This is a genomic window from Photobacterium sp. J15 (genome assembly GCF_963870815.1).
Taxonomy (GTDB): Bacteria; Pseudomonadota; Gammaproteobacteria; order Enterobacterales; family Vibrionaceae; genus Photobacterium; species Photobacterium marinum.
This window is the reverse complement of record NZ_CAWMUI010000001.1, coordinates 2,582,646-2,601,728: the sequence shown is the minus strand read 5'-3', so window position 1 is coordinate 2,601,728 and position 19,083 is coordinate 2,582,646. Positions and strand designations below refer to the sequence as shown.

At 45.4% G+C, this 19,083-nt stretch carries 18 protein-coding genes; 11 read left to right on the top strand and 7 right to left on the bottom strand.

Annotated features, from left to right (window positions below; all coding sequences use genetic code 11):
* Nucleotides 1–30: 30 nt before the first annotated feature.
* The 7 genes from fabF (at nt 31) to ptsG (ending at nt 7,439) form a co-directional block, all read left to right on the top strand.
* Nucleotides 31–1,269: a beta-ketoacyl-ACP synthase II gene (gene fabF, locus AACQ93_RS11660; protein WP_007467181.1), complete on the top strand. Its 1,239-nt coding sequence runs from the start codon at nt 31–33 to the stop codon at nt 1,267–1,269.
* 75 nt (nt 1,270–1,344) lie between these two features.
* Entirely contained in the window at nt 1,345–2,154 is an 810-nt protein-coding gene (pabC, locus tag AACQ93_RS11655) for an aminodeoxychorismate lyase (protein ID WP_064606673.1), read from the top strand.
* The gene (mltG, locus tag AACQ93_RS11650) at nt 2,148–3,161 is read left to right on the top strand and encodes an endolytic transglycosylase MltG (RefSeq protein ID WP_064605179.1); all 1,014 of its coding nucleotides are present in this window, start codon (nt 2,148–2,150) and stop codon (nt 3,159–3,161) included. The genes pabC and mltG overlap by 7 nt, the downstream gene beginning before the upstream one ends.
* Nucleotides 3,161–3,790: a dTMP kinase gene (gene tmk / locus AACQ93_RS11645; RefSeq protein ID WP_064605177.1), complete on the top strand. Its 630-nt coding sequence runs from the start codon at nt 3,161–3,163 to the stop codon at nt 3,788–3,790. Before mltG ends, tmk begins: the two co-directional genes overlap by 1 nt.
* Before the next feature lies 1 nt (nt 3,791).
* Nucleotides 3,792–4,757: a DNA polymerase III subunit delta' gene (gene holB / locus AACQ93_RS11640; RefSeq protein WP_064605175.1), complete on the top strand. Its 966-nt coding sequence runs from the start codon at nt 3,792–3,794 to the stop codon at nt 4,755–4,757.
* Nucleotides 4,758–4,781: 24 nt separating this feature from the next.
* Nucleotides 4,782–5,558, top strand: coding sequence for a TatD family hydrolase (locus tag AACQ93_RS11635; RefSeq protein WP_064605173.1), 777 nt, complete (start codon nt 4,782–4,784; stop codon nt 5,556–5,558).
* A 453-nt stretch (nt 5,559–6,011) separates the two neighbouring features.
* Nucleotides 6,012–7,439 carry a PTS glucose transporter subunit IIBC gene (gene ptsG, locus AACQ93_RS11630; RefSeq protein WP_007467169.1) on the top strand — a complete coding sequence of 476 codons (1,428 nt, stop codon included), beginning with the start codon at nt 6,012–6,014 and terminating at the stop codon, nt 7,437–7,439.
* Between the two features lie 369 nt (nt 7,440–7,808).
* On the opposite strand, the gene AACQ93_RS11625 is transcribed toward ptsG, so the two are convergent.
* The 3 genes from AACQ93_RS11625 to AACQ93_RS11615 all read right to left on the bottom strand — a co-directional run bounded on the left by AACQ93_RS11625 (nt 7,809) and on the right by AACQ93_RS11615 (nt 10,519).
* Nucleotides 7,809–8,708 (bottom strand): lysine exporter LysO family protein, encoded by a 900-nt coding sequence (locus AACQ93_RS11625; protein WP_064605171.1) that lies wholly within the window; start codon nt 8,706–8,708, stop codon nt 7,809–7,811.
* Nucleotides 8,709–8,898: 190 nt separating this feature from the next.
* Nucleotides 8,899–9,819 carry an HDOD domain-containing protein gene (locus AACQ93_RS11620; protein ID WP_064605169.1) on the bottom strand — a complete coding sequence of 307 codons (921 nt, stop codon included), beginning with the start codon at nt 9,817–9,819 and terminating at the stop codon, nt 8,899–8,901.
* A gap of 100 nt (nt 9,820–9,919) precedes the next feature.
* Nucleotides 9,920–10,519, bottom strand: coding sequence for an LON peptidase substrate-binding domain-containing protein (locus tag AACQ93_RS11615; RefSeq protein ID WP_064605167.1), 600 nt, complete (start codon nt 10,517–10,519; stop codon nt 9,920–9,922).
* Between the two features lie 296 nt (nt 10,520–10,815).
* Between AACQ93_RS11615 and AACQ93_RS11610 the strand changes: the two genes are divergently transcribed.
* A complete protein-coding gene (locus AACQ93_RS11610) occupies nt 10,816–11,406 on the top strand; it encodes a TfoX/Sxy family DNA transformation protein (protein ID WP_064605165.1) in 591 nt (196 codons plus the stop codon).
* Between the two features lie 158 nt (nt 11,407–11,564).
* Complete coding sequence (dsdC, locus tag AACQ93_RS11605; protein WP_064605163.1) at nt 11,565–12,485, top strand: DNA-binding transcriptional regulator DsdC; 921 nt, start codon at nt 11,565–11,567, stop codon at nt 12,483–12,485.
* A gap of 89 nt (nt 12,486–12,574) precedes the next feature.
* On the opposite strand, the gene AACQ93_RS11600 is transcribed toward dsdC, so the two are convergent.
* From AACQ93_RS11600 to AACQ93_RS11585, 4 genes are all read right to left on the bottom strand, one after another.
* Nucleotides 12,575–13,120 carry a hypothetical protein gene (locus AACQ93_RS11600; RefSeq protein ID WP_064605162.1) on the bottom strand — a complete coding sequence of 182 codons (546 nt, stop codon included), beginning with the start codon at nt 13,118–13,120 and terminating at the stop codon, nt 12,575–12,577.
* Nucleotides 13,121–13,357: 237 nt separating this feature from the next.
* Entirely contained in the window at nt 13,358–14,350 is a 993-nt protein-coding gene (locus AACQ93_RS11595) for a 2-hydroxyacid dehydrogenase (RefSeq protein ID WP_064605160.1), read from the bottom strand.
* A 117-nt stretch (nt 14,351–14,467) separates the two neighbouring features.
* Nucleotides 14,468–14,968 (bottom strand): response regulator, encoded by a 501-nt coding sequence (locus tag AACQ93_RS11590; RefSeq protein WP_064605158.1) that lies wholly within the window; start codon nt 14,966–14,968, stop codon nt 14,468–14,470.
* Nucleotides 14,969–14,979: 11 nt separating this feature from the next.
* Nucleotides 14,980–16,902 (bottom strand): ATP-binding protein, encoded by a 1,923-nt coding sequence (locus AACQ93_RS11585; protein ID WP_064605156.1) that lies wholly within the window; start codon nt 16,900–16,902, stop codon nt 14,980–14,982.
* A 180-nt stretch (nt 16,903–17,082) separates the two neighbouring features.
* Here AACQ93_RS11585 and AACQ93_RS11580 point away from each other — a divergent pair, with 180 nt between their 5' ends.
* Both AACQ93_RS11580 and AACQ93_RS11575 read left to right on the top strand, forming a co-directional pair.
* Nucleotides 17,083–18,393, top strand: coding sequence for a DUF945 family protein (locus AACQ93_RS11580; protein WP_064605154.1), 1,311 nt, complete (start codon nt 17,083–17,085; stop codon nt 18,391–18,393).
* 222 nt (nt 18,394–18,615) lie between these two features.
* Nucleotides 18,616–19,032 (top strand): CBS domain-containing protein, encoded by a 417-nt coding sequence (locus AACQ93_RS11575; RefSeq protein WP_007467148.1) that lies wholly within the window; start codon nt 18,616–18,618, stop codon nt 19,030–19,032.
* Nucleotides 19,033–19,083 lie beyond the last annotated feature (51 nt).

The window sequence follows — 19,083 nt, the reverse complement described above, 5'->3', positions numbered from 1 at the left end:
TTTTTATCCTCAATTCCCGGAGAAATAATCGTGTCAAAACGTCGCGTAGTTGTTACTGGCATGGGTATGTTGTCACCTGTTGGCAATAGCGTTGAGTCTTCTTGGAAAGCTCTTCTGGCCGGCACTAGCGGTATCAGCAATATTGAGCACTTTGACGCTAGCGCATTTGCTACTCGTTTTGCTGGTATGGTCAAGGACTTCAACTGTGAAGATTACATGACCAAGAAAGATGCCCGCAAAATGGACTTGTTCATTCAATACGGTATCGCAGCAGGCGTCCAGGCATTAAAAGACTCTGGTATTGAAGTAACTGAAGAAAACGCACCACGTATTGGTGTGGCTATTGGTTCTGGCATTGGTGGTCTGGGTCTTATCGAAGCCAACCATCAGGCTCTGATGGAAAAAGGTCCGCGCAAAATTAGCCCGTTCTTTGTTCCTTCAACAATCGTAAACATGATCGCGGGTCACATGTCTATCATGCATGGCCTACGTGGTCCAAACATCGCTATCTCTACGGCATGTACAACTGGCCTTCATAACATTGGCCATGCTGCACGTATGATTGCTTACGGCGATGCTGATGCAATGCTGGCTGGTGGTGCAGAAAAAGCATCTACTCCGCTAGGCATGGGTGGTTTTGCAGCGGCTAAAGCCCTGTCTACCCGTAACGACGATCCACAAGCTGCTTCTCGCCCTTGGGACAAAGACCGTGACGGTTTCGTTCTGGGTGACGGTGCCGGTATGATGGTACTGGAAGAGTATGAACATGCGAAAGCTCGTGGTGCGAAAATTTATGCAGAGCTTGTTGGCTTTGGTATGAGTGGTGACGCTTACCACATGACTTCACCAAGTGCTGACGGCTCTGGTGGTGCGCTTGCTATGGAAGCGGCAATCCGTGATGCTGGCATCAATGCTGAAGAAATTGGTTACGTGAATGCGCACGGTACATCAACACCTGCTGGTGACGTTGCTGAAACTCTGGGCATCAAGCGCGCTATGGGCGCTGCGGCAGACAAAGTACTGGTTTCTTCAACTAAGTCTATGACTGGTCACCTACTGGGTGCTGCTGGTTCTGTTGAATCTATCATCACAGCTATGACTCTGGTTGATCAGGCTGTACCGCCTACAATCAACCTTGATAACCCTGATGAAGGCTGTGATCTGGATTATGTACCAGGTGAAGCTCGTCAGGTAAACCTTGAGTACGCACTATGTAATTCATTCGGTTTCGGTGGTACTAACGGTTCGTTGCTATTTAAGAAAATTTAACGATAACCTGTTATCATAAGACGGCTCGGTGTTATGCACCGAGCCGTTTTTTTATAGGTAATGGGCGTGAAAACAATGATTCTGATCAATGGCAGAGAGCAAATGCATGTGCCTGTTTCGGATCGTGCCATGCAATATGGTGACGGCTGCTTTACGACTATTTTAGTGGAGCATGGAAAGCCGAGGCTTTGGGCGTTGCACCTTCAACGACTGCAGAAGAATGTGGAAGCGTTCAGGATTACGCCTCCTGACTGGTCGTTGCTGGCAGAGATCGTTTTCCAGCTGGCTGCACAGTATCCTGAAAAAGGCGGAATTAAGATATTGCTAAGCCGCGGAAGCGGAGGGCGTGGTTATAGTCCTTCCGGTTGTTGTGACACTCAGGTTGTTGTTTCTGATTTTGCATGGCCTGAACAATATATCCGGTGGCAATCAGAAGGTATTGAGCTGGGGGTTTGTCGGCAACGTCTTTCACTTTCTCCTATGCTGGCAGGTTTTAAGCACCTGAACAGGCTGGAGCAGGTGCTGCTCAAGCAAGAAGCGGAACAAAGCGGCTGGTTAGACGCTGTTGCTCTGGATGTGAATGGTTACGTTATTGAAGTAACTGCATCTAATATTTTTTGGCGTAAAGGTGATACCATTTTCACTCCTGAGCTTGATATGTCCGGTGTTCACGGGGTGATGCGAGCTCATGTGATCGAGCTTATTGACGATAGCCCGTATTGTCTTGAGTTTGTCAAAAAGCCGCTCGATGTATTGCTTTGTGCTGATGAAGTCTTTATTACTAATGCTCTGATGGCATTAGTACCAATAACACAAATAAACGGAAATCTGTTTTTGGCGCGAGATGCGCTGACATTGCTAAACAAGAGGTTGTACACGTGCTAAAGAAGTTGTTAATAGCAGTTGTTCTCGTTGGCCTGATTGCCGCTGGTGGAGCCGGCTGGGTATATCAACAGGTGAAAACATCATTAGAACAACCCGTTACCAACCAGACTGAGGTATTGGTTAAGGTACAACCGGGCACATCTTATCGTGGTTTGGTGAATCAGTTGGTTCGCCAGGACATTATCCCCGCTTCACGCTGGACCCGTTGGGCTGTTCGCTTAGAGCCCGAACTGGCACACATCAAGACAGGTTCTTACCTAATTCCAAATAACGGTACTTTGAGAGATGTACTGGCACTGATTGCTTCTGGTAAAGAGCACCAGTTTGCGATTACCTTACTTGAAGGTGATCGCTTCGTTGACTGGCTGAAGCAACTGGCTGATGCACCAGAAGTCGTCCATAAAACAGAAGGAATGTCTGAAGCAGAGATCGCTAAGGCAATTGGAGCAGATGTTCGTAAATTAGAAGGATATTTGCTGCCAGAAACGTACCATTACACAGCTGGCACAACAGATCTGGAATTGCTTAAACGTGCCTATAACGAGATGGCTTCTGTGTTAGATAAAGCGTGGCAGGATCGTGATGCTTCTATTCCTTTGAAAAACCGTTATGAAGCATTGATCATGGCATCGATTATCGAGAAGGAAACGGCTGTCGATAATGAGCGTGCTACTGTTTCATCGGTTTTTATGAACCGCTTGAATAAGGGTATGCGCTTGCAAACCGATCCAACTGTAATTTACGGGCTGGGCGATAAGTATGACGGCAATATTCGCAGGCGTGACTTACGTACTCCAACGCCGTACAACACTTATACCATCTTCGGTTTGCCGCCGACTCCGATTGCCATGCCAAGCAAAGCTTCGGTGTTGGCTGCGGTCAGACCTGACGACAGCAAGTATTACTATTTTGTGGCTGATGGCAAAGGCGGTCACAAATTCTCTAAAACGCTGAATGAGCACAACCGTGCTGTTCGTGCGTACCTAAGAACACTAAAGAAAAAATAATGACTGGTAAATTTATCGTAATTGAGGGCCTGGAAGGGGCCGGAAAAAGCACTGCCATAAAACAGGTAGCTAAAATCCTCGCCGAACATGGAATAGACTCTCCTGAACTAACTCGTGAGCCGGGCGGTACGCCACTTGCTGAGCAGATGCGTAAGTTGGTTAAAGAAGGGCACCCGGATGAGCCATTAACCGATATGGCTGAACTTCTATTGCTATACGCTGCCCGTATTCAGCTTGTCGATAACGTTATCAAGCCAGCATTGGATTCAGGGCGCTGGGTCGTCGGTGATCGTCATGATATGTCATCGCAGGCTTACCAGGGCGGTGGTCGTGGATTTGACAAGGCATTAATGGAGAATCTTCGTGATACTGTGCTTGGAGATTTCCGCCCGGACTTTACTTTGTACATGGATATCGATCCTGTGCTTGGCCTTGAGCGGGCCAGAGGCCGTGGCGAGCTTGATCGTATTGAGCTGATGAATATCGACTTTTTCCACCGTGCCCGTGCTCGTTTCCTTGAGCTTGCTGAAAACGACCCATCGGTCGCTATTATTGATGCGAGCCAGTCGCTTGAGGACGTTACTGCTGATATCACCAGGGCGCTGCAATCCTGGTTGGAGCAAAACTAGTATGCTCTACCCATGGCAACAGACATTATGGCAAAACTGGCAGCTGTTGCTGGGCCAGAAGCGTTTGCATCATGCAGTGTTATTGCTGGCGGAAAAAGGCAGCGGGCGTGAAGTGCTAGCGAAACAGCTTGCCAGGACTGTACTTTGCCAGAACTGTGATACAGAACCTTGCGGAGTGTGTCACAGCTGTAAGCTGTTTGAAGCAGAAACTCACCCGGATTTCCACTATGTCGCACCAGTTGAGGAAGGAAAGCAGATAGGGGTTGATACTATCCGACAGTGTAATCGTTGGGCAGTGGAAACATCGCAGCTTGGTGGCCAGCGTGTAATTCTGATTGATCATGCGGATTCATTAGGTGAAGCGGCGGCAAACGCCTTACTTAAAACGCTTGAAGAGCCGCCTGCAGATTGTCAGTTCATTTTGACGGCGCAGTCACTGGATAACATGCTGCCGACAATTAATAGCCGTTGTAACAAGTGGCGTCTGACAATGCCGAACGAAGATGATACCAAGCGTTGGGTCGAGCAGCAGATGATGCAGTCTATTAAGCTTGAAGCGGTAAGATTAAATAGTGGGGCACCACTAGCGACGCTTCAGTTTGTAGAGCAAGGACAAGATATTCGGCATGGAAACCTTATTGAAGCCTTTACGGCTTTCAGTCAGCCACCGTTTACCGGTATCTATGAAGTGGCGGGCCTCTGTACCAGTGAAGGGCGTGCCAGCTTGAAATGGCTGAGTTACTTCCTGGTTGATTGTATTAAGTACCAGCAAGGCGTCAGTAACTGCTTTGTACATAGTGAGTCTTTAAATAAGGTTCAGGCAGTGGCTGCTGCTGTGAACCCGGCTGTATTGTTGAGTCAGGTACGCAAAGTAAATGAACTCCATCGACAGCTTGAAATGCATTCAGGATTAAACGAAGAGTTGCTGATTGTTGAGTGGCTGACTGGTTTTATCAGCCACGGATAAATGAATTAAATTGAGGAAAAAATTGTGTTAGTTGATTCACATTGTCACCTGGACAAACTGGATTATGAGCAACTTCATACAGGAATTGATGATGTGTTAGCCAAGGCAAAGGCACGAGGTGTTGAGTATTTTCTCTCTGTCGGGGTAACGTTGAAAAGTTTTCCGACCATGATGGAAATGATTGCGCCGCATGACAATGTGTTTGCGTCTTGTGGCGTACATCCTTTGGATATTGAAGCTGGATTTGACTTCGATAAGCTGAGGGAATATGCCCAACATGAGCGAGTGGTTGCGATTGGTGAGACCGGCTTGGATTACCACTATCAGCCAGAGCTGGCGGAACAGCAGAAAGAGATTTTCCGTCAGCACGTACGTCTGGCGGTTGAACTGAAAAAACCGCTGATTATTCACACCCGAATGGCTCGTGAAGATACGATGCAAATTTTGCGTGAAGAAGGTGCTGAGAAATGTGGTGGTGTATTGCACTGTTTCACTGAAAGCCTGGAAATGGCGCAGGAAGCAATTGAGCTTGGTTTCTATATTTCTATTTCTGGTATTGTAACTTTCAATAAGGCTAGTGATCTTAAACATGTGGTCAGTCATTTGCCATTAGAGCGCTTGCTTGTTGAGACAGATTCTCCGTACCTAGCACCAATTCCATATCGCGGGAAACAGAATCAGCCTTCTTATGTTCGTGAAGTCGCTGAATATATTGCATTATTAAAAGGTGTGTCTGTTCAGGATGTGGAAGAAATCACCACAAATAACTTCTTTAGGCTTTTTTCGCAAGCCGAACGTTGATTGAATAAAAAAGGAGCGCTTGCTCCTTTTTTATTATCTATTACTCATCTTTCCTATCATGCTTTGTTGCTTAACTACCTGAATGGGGTGATATTTAAGCGATATTGGCTTAATGTAATTTCGTTACGTAAAGAAACTATACTTACAGAAGTGAAATAATGCTACATGCTTAGTGTTTAATGTGATTTGTGTATTTTTTTAAACAAAAACATGCGCTTAACTTAATTTGCGGCTGATATTTAGCGTTTTTGTGATTGTGATCTATATTTTATTTTGAAATTTTATTTCACGGGGCATTGGTATTTTTGATAGTCATCAAGTTATATTTATCAACGCATTTTATACTTAATGCCGTAATAAAAAATAAAAGTGGTGCTAGCATTATGACTACGGGGGTAGGTCTGCTTGCACTGACTTGATATCTAATTAAAACATCTCACTCAGGAGCACAGTATGTTTAAAAACCTTTTTGCTAACCTGCAGAAGGTCGGTAAGGCACTTATGTTGCCTGTATCGGTTCTGCCGGTAGCGGGTATTCTGCTGGGGGTTGGTGCCGCTAATTTTAGTTGGCTTCCAGACGTTGTATCTCACATCATGGAACAAGCCGGTGGTTCGGTATTCGGCCAGATGGCATTGCTATTCGCTGTAGGTGTGGCTCTTGGCTTTACCAACAACGATGGTGTAGCAGGTCTTTCTGCTATCGTTGGTTATGGCATCATGGCGGCAACGCTGTCAGTTATGGCTGGCGTGCTGGGTGTTGAAAAAATCGACACTGGTGTATTGGGCGGTATCCTATCTGGTGGTGTTGCTGCTTGGGCATTTAACCGCTTCTTCCGTATTCAGTTGCCAGAATATCTTGGTTTCTTTGCCGGTAAACGTGCAGTGCCAATCATCACTGGTTTCGTGTCAATTGCACTAGGTATCCTACTTTCTTTCATCTGGCCACCTATTGGTTCTGCAATTGCTGCATTCTCTGATTGGTCTGCAAACCAAAACCCAGTAACAGCATTCGGTATTTACGGTGTTATTGAGCGTTCTCTGATTCCATTTGGTCTTCACCATATCTGGAACGTACCGTTCTTCTATGAAGCAGGTAGCTGTGTGAACAGCGCTGGTGAGCAAGTAAATGGTATCATGACTTGTTTCCTAACTGCTGATGATGCTTCTCGTGCTGCTGGTAATGGTTTTGGTCAGCTAGCGGGTGGTTACCTGTTTAAGATGTTCGGTCTGCCAGCTGCTGCTTTTGCAATTGCTCACGCTGCTAAGCCTGAGAACCGTGCAAAAGTAATGGGTATTATGGCTTCTGCTGCGTTGACATCATTCCTGACTGGTATTACTGAGCCAATCGAATTCTCATTCCTGTTTGTTGCTCCTGTTCTATACGGTATTCACGCAATCCTTGCTGGTCTGGCGTATGTACTGACTAACTCTCTGGGTGTTGTACACGGTCACACGTTCTCTAACGGTTTCATTGACTTCGTTGTACAGTCGCCACGCGCTGATAATATGCTGCTGTTGGTTGCTCTGGGTATTGGTTATGCTGTGCTTTACTACGTTGTATTCACTGCGGTAATCCGTGCTCTGGATCTGAAAACACCAGGTCGTGAAGAAGAGGAAGAGAAGGGTGCGGTTGCTACTGGTTCAGAACTGGCTAAAGAGCTGGTAATGGCATTCGGTGGTAAAGAGAACATCACTGGTCTTGATGCATGTATCACACGTCTGCGTGTTGCAGTAGCAAGCGTTGACAATGTAGATCAGGAACAACTGAAGAAACTGGGTGCAGCTGGTGTTGTTGTTGCCGGTGGTGGTGTTCAGGCAATCTTCGGTACTAAGTCTGACAACCTGAAATCTGACATGGATGAGTGGATCCGTAACAACTAATACGGTTCTGTAAATCATTCTGTTCTAAAGGGAGGCTTCGGCCTCCCTTTTTAGTTTTTTATAAAGTGGATAGTATTATGCGAAAGGTGAAATTTAGTTAAATTTTGCGGCTAGTCTTGACTGTTAGTATGTAGTTACCAGCATGACCTACAGACCTACAGACCTACAGACCTACAGACCTACAGACCTACAGACCTACAGACCTACAGACCTACAGACCTACAGACCTACAGACCTACAGACCTACAGACCTACAGACCTACAGACCTACAGACCTACAGACCTACAGACCTACAGAGTACACAAAACTATAAGTTGAATAAGAATATAACGTGAGCTGTCAGACTCTCGCTTTATGTAATGATGAAATTACAGAGAAAGGAAAAATAGGATCAGTACCGGAACCAGTAGACTGAGAATAAAGCCGCTGACGATGGCTACTGGTACACAGCGGATACCCCCGCAGTTTTGAATGACAGGGAGAGTAAAGTCCATTGCTGTTGCGCCGGCATAGCCAATGGCAGTGCTCGGAAAGCGGCTTATTAGCATAGGGATGATACTCAGAGCGATCAGTTCTCTTAGCAACTCATTTAAAAATGCTGCGCCACCAAAGACAGGGCCTAAGCTGTCGCCAATCAAGATGCCGGTTAGAGAATACCAGCCAAAGCCGGATGCCATTGCCAACCCGTGGGTAAGAGGCAGATCAAGCAGGATAGCTGCAATTACGCCACCTGGTAATGATGTCGCGACAATCAACAAGGCAATGGTTATTCCTTTGCGGTTTAACAGGATCTGGCGTAACGTCATTCCGCTGTTACGTAGTTGGATACCGATTAAAAACAACAGAAGGAGGAGAATTACTTCACTGGCCTTATCGACCCAACTTAAGTCTACGTCAGCCACTAGACCGATAACCAATCCTGCTGCGACAACCAGAACAAGCCTTACAGATTCCATCACCATTTTCATGAAAGGAAGTTTACGATGATCCTGACTGGTATCTGTTGGCCAGAGTCTATCCAGAATGGGTAATGCGATCAGGTTACAAAGGCTGATAGAGATGAAAAATACAGAGGTATAAATCAGGATTTGATTGAGGTTTTGTCCCAGGTTATCAAGTCCGGCCAGGCTGAGGCCCATTAGAGAAAGGATAACCAGTACTAGGCGGCTGGTTTGGGTATTTATAAACTCTACTACAGATGGCTTATCGACCTGGATTAGATAACCAATGACTAATGGCAGAAAGATATAAAGCATTCCCGAAAACATGTGTGTCCTTACGTTTGTTGTGCTGGTGCTGTTTAAAGCCGTGTGAGTATTGCCGGAGCCGGTTTGGTATCAGACTGGTAAAAAAGTCAGAAAAAAGCTGCCACTTGCAAATGCAATCGGCAGCTTATCAGTCTTAATGAGAAACGGTCAATATCCGTTCAATGATGTTGTTATGAATTAACTTGGATACTTAAAATCCACTGTTTTTGATGACGTTACGAATCTGATAATTAAATTCGTCATCAGGCATATTGGTCAGCTCGTACATCACCTCGGCTCCCGCAAGATCCATTTCAACGTTGTGATCTTCAATGGCATCATCATTAGTTTTGTAGAGCAGCAGGTGGTTTGCCATACGGGCGATATCAAGATAAGACGTATTCGGACGTGTCCGGTAAGGCATTTCAGTATTTGATGCGACTTCAAGGTAGTCTTCATCAAATCCCCAGTGTTTCAGAGTCAGAAGGCTGGCTTCCTGGCAGCAGTGCTCAAAAACATATTTGGCAATGTCGAAACTTAGGAAATTGCCACTATCCAAATAATTCTTGTATTCATTAACCAGACTGAACAGACCGATATCAGCGAACAGTCCGGCCAGCAGTGATTTTTCTGGCTCTATATCGATTGGTGTTTCATTGTAGTTGATTAAACCCTGGCTGATTAATGCCATGGTTGCGGCAAGCTGGCGTGAACGGACAGCACTCTGGTGTAGAATTTCATTACAATAAACACCGAAGTTACTCTGGCGTTTCAGTTCCTCAATTGCCCGTGCCGTAACAATATCGCGAACACGAATGATCCCCAGCCTGCTTACTGCTGTCTGAATGTCGTGGCACACTACATTGCGACGGTTGAACATCATGGTATTTGATACTTTCACAATGTATGCGGCTGTACCTGGATCATCAATCAATACATCGGCGACATCACGAACTGTTGTCTCTTCTTCCTTGCAAAGGGCTTGAAGTTTGGAGAGGACATCCGGAATGGGGGGAAGTGTAAGACGGTTCTGTTTTACAGCGTCTTTCACAAGAGAGCAGAATTCAGATTCCAGCCCTTTTACAATTTTGTCGTTCTCTGGTTTAAGCCAAAAAAAAGAAACGTGTGCCATTACAATCACTAACTCGAAATCAAGGCGTACATTCTATCTTGTGCTATTGCTGATAAACAGGTTAAGAATGCAAAAAAATGCAAATCGCCATGACTTGTGGTCAGATTATCTCCGATGTCGGGAACTCATTATTATCCAGTAGTTTAAGCAGAAAACGAATTGTGAGTTTTATGCTTTCCTGGGTGATGAGTAGCTGCTTGTAGTGTACTTCAAGTGGAAGGATTTCAAGCCACCGATGACAAACCCAAGTGAGATTAGTATAGGCCGGGTTGGGATACAATGCGCCAATACTGGGCTGGGAAGCAAAGAAAAGCTTCAATTTTTCAGACAGACATTCAGTTGTGTCGTCCACTGGGGTTGGCTCCCAATGTGTATAAGGGTGGCTGTCAGCTGTCAGCAGGTTGTTTTCTGCAATTCGAATTGATAATAACCGTACCTTTTGCTGTCCTTCCACAACAATGCTCAGCAGACCGTTCTCGTCAGAATTAAAATCGATAACTTTGCATGTGGTTGCTATTGCCGGCAGTTTTTTTATTTCATTCTGTTCTTCATCCTCATTCAGCATGCATAGGGCAAAGTCTCTTTCACCGGCCAGTGATTGTTTTACCATCTGGATATATCTGTCTTCTGCAATGGTAATAGCCAGCCTCCCTTCCGGAAGAAGGTGCTTGGAAGATGGCAATAATGAAATCTCTGACATGATATACCCTCCACTTATTAATAATAACCATAGTTGTCACTGACAAGAATAACGATAAGTGGCTGGCGAATTTTTAGTCGTATTTTGGGAGATTTCACGCAGAAAAAAATGGTCATTTATTGTCCCTTTTCACTTTTTTTGCAACTCATAATATGCCTCAAATCTCAAATTCAAATGCTAATGGTTTCATATGTGGCTTTTGTTCTTCTGATGTGTCATTGTCAATTTGTTGACGCTTTATTGTTTGGCGTTGCTGGAGAGAAAACGACCACTAACGTTTAACGGAGGAATGAGTTGTGCGATCGTTAAAGGCTGACTTCTTTAATTATCTTCGTGAATTTGGCAGTTATGATAAACGCTCAATGTTCGGGGGAACGGGCATTTTTATCAATAATGCCATGTATGCAATTCTAACTGATCAGTCGATATTCCTGCGCGGTGGTGAAGGCCTTGATCAACAATTAACGGCTCTTGATTGTAATAAATTCAAGCACATTAAACGCAGTACTACGGCAGTTGTAAATTATTATGATGTAACACAACTCTTTTTATATAACAAAGAGTTATGTGGTGAACTGGTAAAAAAATCCATCACGGTATCGCAGAAGGAAAAGGCTTATAAGCAGTCTGGTCACAATAAGCGTTTACGTGATTTGCCGAACATGCGCCTTACTCTTGAGCGCATGGTTAAAAAAGCCGGAGTTCCTGATGTGAACTGCTTCATGTCGCTTGGTGCTGCGGAAGTTTATCGCAAAGTTCGCAACTCTCACGGTAAAGATCTCGACGTTAAGTTGTTATGGATGTTTGCCGGAGCTATGGACGGTTGTCACTGGACTTTGCTCAAAGAAGATCGAAAACAGGGGCTTTTAGAAGCAATTGAGGGTTAGCTGAAGAGTATGTGGTTTATCCTCAATTCAGCCCAGTTAATTAGCCACCTGAAATAAGGTGGCTGATAGTTTATATCCTGATTTACTTCTGATCTCTGCAATTAGTTGGCAATTAGGTATAAGATGGCGCAGAAATATTGAGTTGAATACTGAAGCCAATGCGATTACCTAAGTTAACCGGTTCTGTGCTTTCCGGGTTGCACTGTTTTTTGATTGCTGCTGAGCAAATGAGTTTTACCCGTGCTGCAGAGATTTTGTGTCTTACTCAAAGTGCCGTTAGCCATAAAATTAAAAACCTTGAAGATACGCTTGAGGTTAAGCTTTTCATTCGTCAGCCTCGTAAGTTGATTCTGACGGAAGAAGGTAAGCGACTTCAGGCCGTGCTTGCTCAGAATTTTGGTGACATAGCCCATGAGATCAGAGATCTCAAGACGCTGGAATTAAGTGGTGATTTTAATGTGGCTGTACCGCCGACATTTGCCCAAAGCTGGCTTTTACCAAGGTTAAAAAGGTTCATTGATAAATATCCCGCCCTGCGTTTCCATCTTCGTACCCGCAACGAGCTGGTGGATTTTCAGACTGAATCTTTTGATTGTGCTATTTATTTTGGTAATGGCAAATATCCAGGCTTGTATTCGGAAAAACTAATGGGCGAGAGTATGCTGCCGGTTTGCAGCCATGAGTATGCGATTACACATGAACTCTATGATTGTCCTGAAAAGTTGAGTAGCTGTCTGTTGCTGCATGATGCCGCCCCATGGGCCAGGGCAGGTCGTAATGATGAATGGCAGTATTGGGCCCAGCGTTATGATGTTGTATTGCCTGAAGCAGGATGTACTTTTGACCGTGCTGATCTGGCTCTGCAGGCTGCCGAGCAGGGGATTGGCGTTGCGATGGGACGTAATTCATTTATTGTCGAGAAGCTTGAATCCGGTCGTCTGGTCACGCCGTTTGCTATGCCTGTTCAGTCGCCTTTGAATTATTACATCGTGTGCCGGCGGGAAATGGTTATGTCGCCGAGAATAAAGGCTTTCATTGACTGGATGAAGGCTGAAACAGAAGACATGAATGAAGCCTGATATAAAAGTTTGATGAGATAAAACAACGCCCCCTGAACGGGGGCGTTGTTGTTTCATGTGTTCGATATGTCGCGCGTTATGTAAAAGTATTAGATCTTGAAGCGCGTGGTCAGCATGATCTGATCGTCATAAATATCATTCAGACGGCCCTGAATGCCGATTGAGAATAGCTCTGTGGCATGGAAACGAGCGTATATGTTACCAATTGTTTTTTCATGATCATCAATGTTCAGGTGACCTACCTGACCGCCAACCTCAAGTTGCGGGCCTAACCACTGACGGATACCGATGTTCACTTCCATACCTGTTTTGCTGCTTGAGCTTTTAAGTTCAGGTTCATTTTTAGTGTTTCGTACCTTCAGCTCACCGGTGATATCCGCCCAGTTATTAACCGGAGCGTGGAAGCCTACACCCAGACCAATATCCCAGTCGTCGTCAAATTCTGTGTCAATGTGGCCAGTAACGTGAGCATTAGGGTGAATTGACTTACTGAAGCCTGCACCATAAGTCAGAGGGCTAATGCCAACACGTGCTTCAGCGTAATCGTAGCTGAAGTTACTCATGGTTTGAGTGTTCGCGTGAGCCGCTGAAATCGACGCCAGAATCAGGCCAGTGGCAAGAAGTGTTTTACGCATGAAAATTAGTCCGTGGAGCCAAAAATAATGGCCTCATTTTAAAGGACAAAGAACATCAAGCATAGAATTTTGCGGCACTATGTTGTCCTTTCGGTTGATATCAGAGTAAAAATGCAGCAAAAATCACAAATAAACGTGATCTGAACCGCGAATATTGTGCCGCTTAAAAGGTAAGCAGAGATTAGCGGTTGTGATTGGAGTGAGTTTTGGCAGGAACTGATTTCCCGCCAAAGTTGATTATGCAACTAACTCGTTACCTGAATTTTCGTCTGCGCTGAATAGCGCTATGTTTTTCAGGGTAGTATCGGCGATATTACCCAGAGCCTCTTCTGTCAGGAATGCCTGGTGGCCTGTGAAAAGGACGTTGTGGCAGGCAGACAGGCGGCGGAATACGTCATCTTTAATAACGTCGTTAGACTTATCTTCGAAGAAAAGATCCTGTTCATTTTCGTAGACATCAATTCCCAGCGAGCCGATTTTGCCGTTTTTGAGTGCTTCAATGGCATCTTTGGAATTAAGTAGTTCGCCGCGACTGGTATTGATGATCATCACTCCGTTACGCATTTTGTCAAAAGCGTCAGCATTGAGCATATGATGATTTTCTTCAGTCATCGGGCAGTGCAGGGTGATAACGTCAGCTTGCTGGTAGATTTCATCGAGTGAAGCGTAGGTGACACCTAACTCGACAGCGAGAGGGTTTTCATAAGGGTCGTAAGCCAGTACGTTCATCCCGAAACCTTTAAGAATGCGAATAGTGGCAATGCCGATTTTACCTGTGCCAATTACACCAACAGTTTTTCCGTGGAAGTTGAATCCGGTCAGGCCTTCAAGGGAGAAGTTGGCATCACGGGTGCGTTGGTAAGCTCGGTGGATTTTACGGTTAAGGCTCATCATCAGGCCTAAGGTATGCTCGGCGATAGCTTCCGGAGAGTAGGCCGGGACACGTACTACTTGGATACCTAGTGATTTCGCCGCATCCAGATCCACTTTGTCGAATCCAGCGCAGCGCATAGCGATAAGGCGAACATTATTTGCGGCCAGTTCTTCAAGCACAGGACGGCTCAAATCATCGTTAACAAACGCACATATGGCATCGAATCCCTGCGCCATCTTTACAGTTTGCTTTGTCAGGCGAAATTCAAAAAAGACCAGCTCGTGCTGATAGCTGTTGTTTATAAGCTCGAATGACTTTTGATCGTACTTTTTGGAGCTGAAGACTGCTACTTTCATGGATCACCTTTTCGGCTGGCTTACATTGTTTATGTGATGAACATAACACTTTCTAAGCTCGCCGAAAAGGTTTGTATGACAAATATCAATAACAGGGCAGATAATACCTGTCAGCTATTAGAGATCAGACAGGGTCAGGCGTCTCTCACTGAGTGCTTCCATTATTCTTGCTGTATCAAGAATTCGTGCCCATGGCATTAGATCTTTTTCATTTTCAATGACGTAGGTGGTCAACTGATCTATCACCACTTCTTTGAGCTGGTTGCCATCCCATGGTTTCGCAATGTAATAATCAAGGCTGGCGTTGTTGACTGCCTGAACGGTTTCTTCCAGCCCTGCTTGTCCGGTCAGCAGAACCCGTCGGCAAAGAGTAGTTTCAGACTGATGTTTCAGCTCAATCAGGAAATCAATGCCGGTTTCACCGGGCATAATATGATCGCAAAGGATCAGGGCTAGGGGGATATGATCCGCAATGGTATCGGCGAGCACTTCCTTAGCCTCATCAACAGACTCCGCCGCTTCAATAATGAAGTGTTCCTCCAGCTCGCTTAAGTCATGCAATACACTGTCGAGCACTTCTCTTTCATCATCAACACATAAGATGAGATATTTGTTCATACGGCCTCCTTTTAAACTGGTAACGTCACTATCATCCTGGTGAACTGTCCGGGCTCAGATTCAACCCGTATGACACCATCGTGTTGGTGGATGATTTGCTGACAAACAGACAATCCTATGCCTAAGCCGAAGTTGCCTTCTCGTTTGGTGGTGTAATTAAGTTCAAATATTTTCTGTTGTTCCTCGGGTGGGATCCCTTTCCCGTTGTCTTGCACAATAACATCGATTTTTTTCTGGTCAGAGTCCGGGGTAAAACGGGTGCTAATATGAATTTCCCCCGGCTCATCAATAGCATCAAGCGCATTGGAAATTAGGTTAGTCCAGACTTGTTGTAGTGCTATCGGCTGGCAGTTGAGCGACGGCAATTCGGAATACTCTTTAGTAACATGATGGCGCTTTAATCGGTTCTCAAAAATGACCAGGGTATCTTCCAGTCCTTCGTGAAGATCTACACAGTGCACAGTTTCATCATCTTGCCGGGCATAGCTTTTCAGGCTCTTGACCAAATCAGCAATTCGTTGGGCACAGACGTTAATTGACCGCAGGAAATTACCCATTTGATAATAGTTATCCCATTCACCCATCACGGATTTCAGCTGTGACTTTTGCGGTAACAACCAGGATTCAAGATAGTTTTGCTCATCAATACCCATTTGTACCGCTTTGCGGGCAAGCTGGCGATCATTGAGAACAGATTCGAGTTGTTTGGCTCGCTGGCGGGTTTCAGAGGTAGAAAGAGGCCGTGACTGCATTGCTTGTTGCAGGATGAAATTGCCTCTGGTCTGATTTTCGTGACTTAGTTGAGTATCGGTCAGTTTACAGATGGTTTGCTTGAGGGTATCGCTGCCGCGCAAAATTGCGGATACCGGATTGTTCAACTCGTGGGCGACGCCTGCGACCAGTTGTCCCAGCATGGCCATCTTTTCTTTTTCCACCAGCTGCTGGTATGCCTCATCGAGAGTTTTCAGTGTCTGTTGTAACTGCATCTCTGTCTGAATGCTGCCCTGCAGACGACGGTTGAAGTTACGTAGCAGCAAGTTAGTAAACAGGGGGAGCAGCTCACTTCTGGAATTCATCACTTTGTTGAATAGCTGCCGGTCGAGTTTAATGACATTGGTTTTACCTAAAGTGACGCCGGTAGAAAATGAAGGCTCACCAGTAACAAACGACATGCCGCCGACTAAGTGACCTGCACTAACCCGCACCACTTCATGTTTACAGTCATGTTCGTCTTTTTTATAAAGGGCTACTTCACCCTCGGTGATAAACCACAAGAAGTTGTTCGGCTCACCCTCAACAGTGAGCAGGTGGTTTTCACTGTAAGTCCGACAAGCTCGATCTTCATCGTTGCCGTCGAAGAATTCATACAAGGCATCGGCAACCTGGCGGGCAAGGCTGGCATCATCAAGTTCATTGGTATTTTGGATAAAGCCGGAACGAAAGTTCGACATCTGTCTTTCAATATGAGCGTTGAGGATCCGGCGGTGATCGAGCACCTGGCTGTAGCTCAGCCAGTCTTCTGCCGGGTGTTTGAGCACAAATGTCGTCAGTTCTTTGAGCAGAACCTGATGAAGTTCTTTTCTGTTCCAGGGTTTAGTCAGGCAATAGTGGAGTCGACCTTCATTAACCGCCTGCATGATATCGTCAAGCTGCGGCTTGTCATTGAGCAGGATCGAACGGGCCTGAGCGGAAACTGGATATTGATCGAGCCTGACCAGGAAGTTGACTCCATTATCTTTGCCCAGCTCATTATCGCATATCACCATGGCAACAGATTGGTTGTTTTCCTCAATGAACTGCAAGGTGTCGAGTGCTTCATCAATACTGTACGCATTGCAGATATCAAAGAGCGCAGAAAAGGGCGCCAGATCTTTATTCAGGCGCTCAACAATAATTGGATCGTCATCCAGACAGACAATGACAAAGTTATTCACCCTCGGCTTCCTGTTTTATTGTTGGAGTTATTACTTAGAGTGTATAAGAAACCAACAAAAGAGACTGAGATGCGGCTTACAAAGCTTTATCATTAGTCGTTGATAAATAGAGGTTATGCAGCGTTTGTTTAGCCTGGTGTGTTACACTGTATTTTTCACTCTCGGAGATTGGGATACAGAATGTTAAAACAAGTTGGTGCTGTTGGCGGTGCCGTAGCTATCGCACTGTGTTGGCCGCTAGCAACAGGACAGATTGGTGAGCAGGTTTACCAGGATACAGTTGGTCAGTATGAAAATCCTTATTTGACGATCAGCAACGAAAGTTACGACCGTGGTTACCTGAGTTCTGATGCAGTATCCCGCATCGAGATCAAGGAAGAATGGAAGCCGGTTTTTGAAGATGAAGGCCTGCCAACTGTCTGGCATTTACATCATAAAGTCGAGCACGGCATCATGAAGGTGACTTCTTCAAGTGAGCTGGTGCTGGATGAAAATCTTAAGCCGTATGCTGACAGCATGTGGGGCAAAGACGTAGCACCTATCAGCTTTACTTCATCAACCGCTCTGAACGGCAAAACTGATTTCAATATCACGCTCAACCCAATGAACTTCAAGAATGATCTTGGAGCTAAGGCTGATATTAAGGCTCTGGTTTTTGAAGGAACGATTGATACCAAAGGTGCTGGTGAGTTCCGCTACAACCTGCCAGAGGCAACCATTATTACCACTGCAGATGAAGCCATGACGCTGACCGGCCTGAAAGGGAGTGGTAAAGGTAAATTAGACGGTCAGTTCTGGATTGGCAGCCAGGATGTTTCTTTGCAGCATGTGAGCTTCAAAGATCTTAGCAGTGACAAAAGTGTTGAAGTCGATAACGTTGAGTTGGCAATGAATAATGTGCTTGCTCAGTCGGCATCGTCTGAGGAGCCAAAAGCCGATCAGTTGCTGACGAATACCAATATGATGAGCATTGATAAGATCGTGTCGCTGGAAGGCCGAGAGTATCGTGATTTCCGCTTTAATGTATCATTTGCTGATCTGAACTATCCGGCCATCAGTCGCCTTGGCAATATGGCTGAAGACCTGAATGAGCAGATCACACCTGAACAGGCTGAAGAAGCAGCTCTGGCGCTGGATTTGCTTGTGGCTAAGGGTCTGAAATTCTCTATTGATGATCTTAGTATCGTCACGCCGGAAGGGGATGTGAAGAGCAACCTGAATATGGTTGTGGCTCCGGGTATTGCGCGAGCTTCCCAGAACCTGGCTCAGGTAGCAGAAAAGCTGACCGGGGAAATTAACCTGGTTTTACCGGTTGAACTGGTTGAAGCGGATCCGGCACTGCATCAGAAAGCGACCATGATGGAGCAGAACGACATTATCACAAAGGATAAAGAAAAGTACTCACTGCATATGAAGATTGAAGGTGACAAGATTATCCTTGCTTCTGGTGACCAACTGCCATTGGCTATGTTGCTGATGCTCTTTATGTAACTAACCAGAGATATTGAATGTTAAAACCCGCTGTCTCGCACAGCGGGTTTTTTGTATCAGAAGTAAAACACGGTTAATTGATAGAAGATACCTATTGATAAAATTACTTATTTCTATTTAGTAAATTGGGATAAATAGGCGACACTTAATTTAACGGCAGCAGGCAGAAGAATATGAAATAGCCTGTTTTTCTAGCATAAACAATGAGTTCAAGGGGGATGCATGGAGTCGTTAAAAGTTAAAGATTACATGAATGCGCGCCCGGTAACATTCGACCCTAAGATGTCGCTATCCCAGGCATTGGACAAGCTACTGACGGCGAAGCAAATCGGTGGGCCGGTAGTTGATGAGAATCGTAAAGTGGTCGGTTTCCTGTCAGAGCAGGACATGATCCATAAGTTACTGAAGGTAGGTTATCACTGTCAGGATACCCACAATGTTGGTGAATGTATGCGCCAGGATGTCCTGACCGTTGCTCCAGATGATTCTATTATTGAGCTGGCTGAAACCATGGCGGGTCAAAAGCCAAAAATCTATCCGGTTGTTGATAACGGGCAATTAGTGGGGGTGATTACCCGTCGTGATGTGCTAAGTGCCATCAGTACCCAAATTGGTGACTGCTTTAAACATCCGGTGTAATGCATTTTTACTGAGAACATTTGATTGAGAAAAGGCGCAAACTGCGCCTTT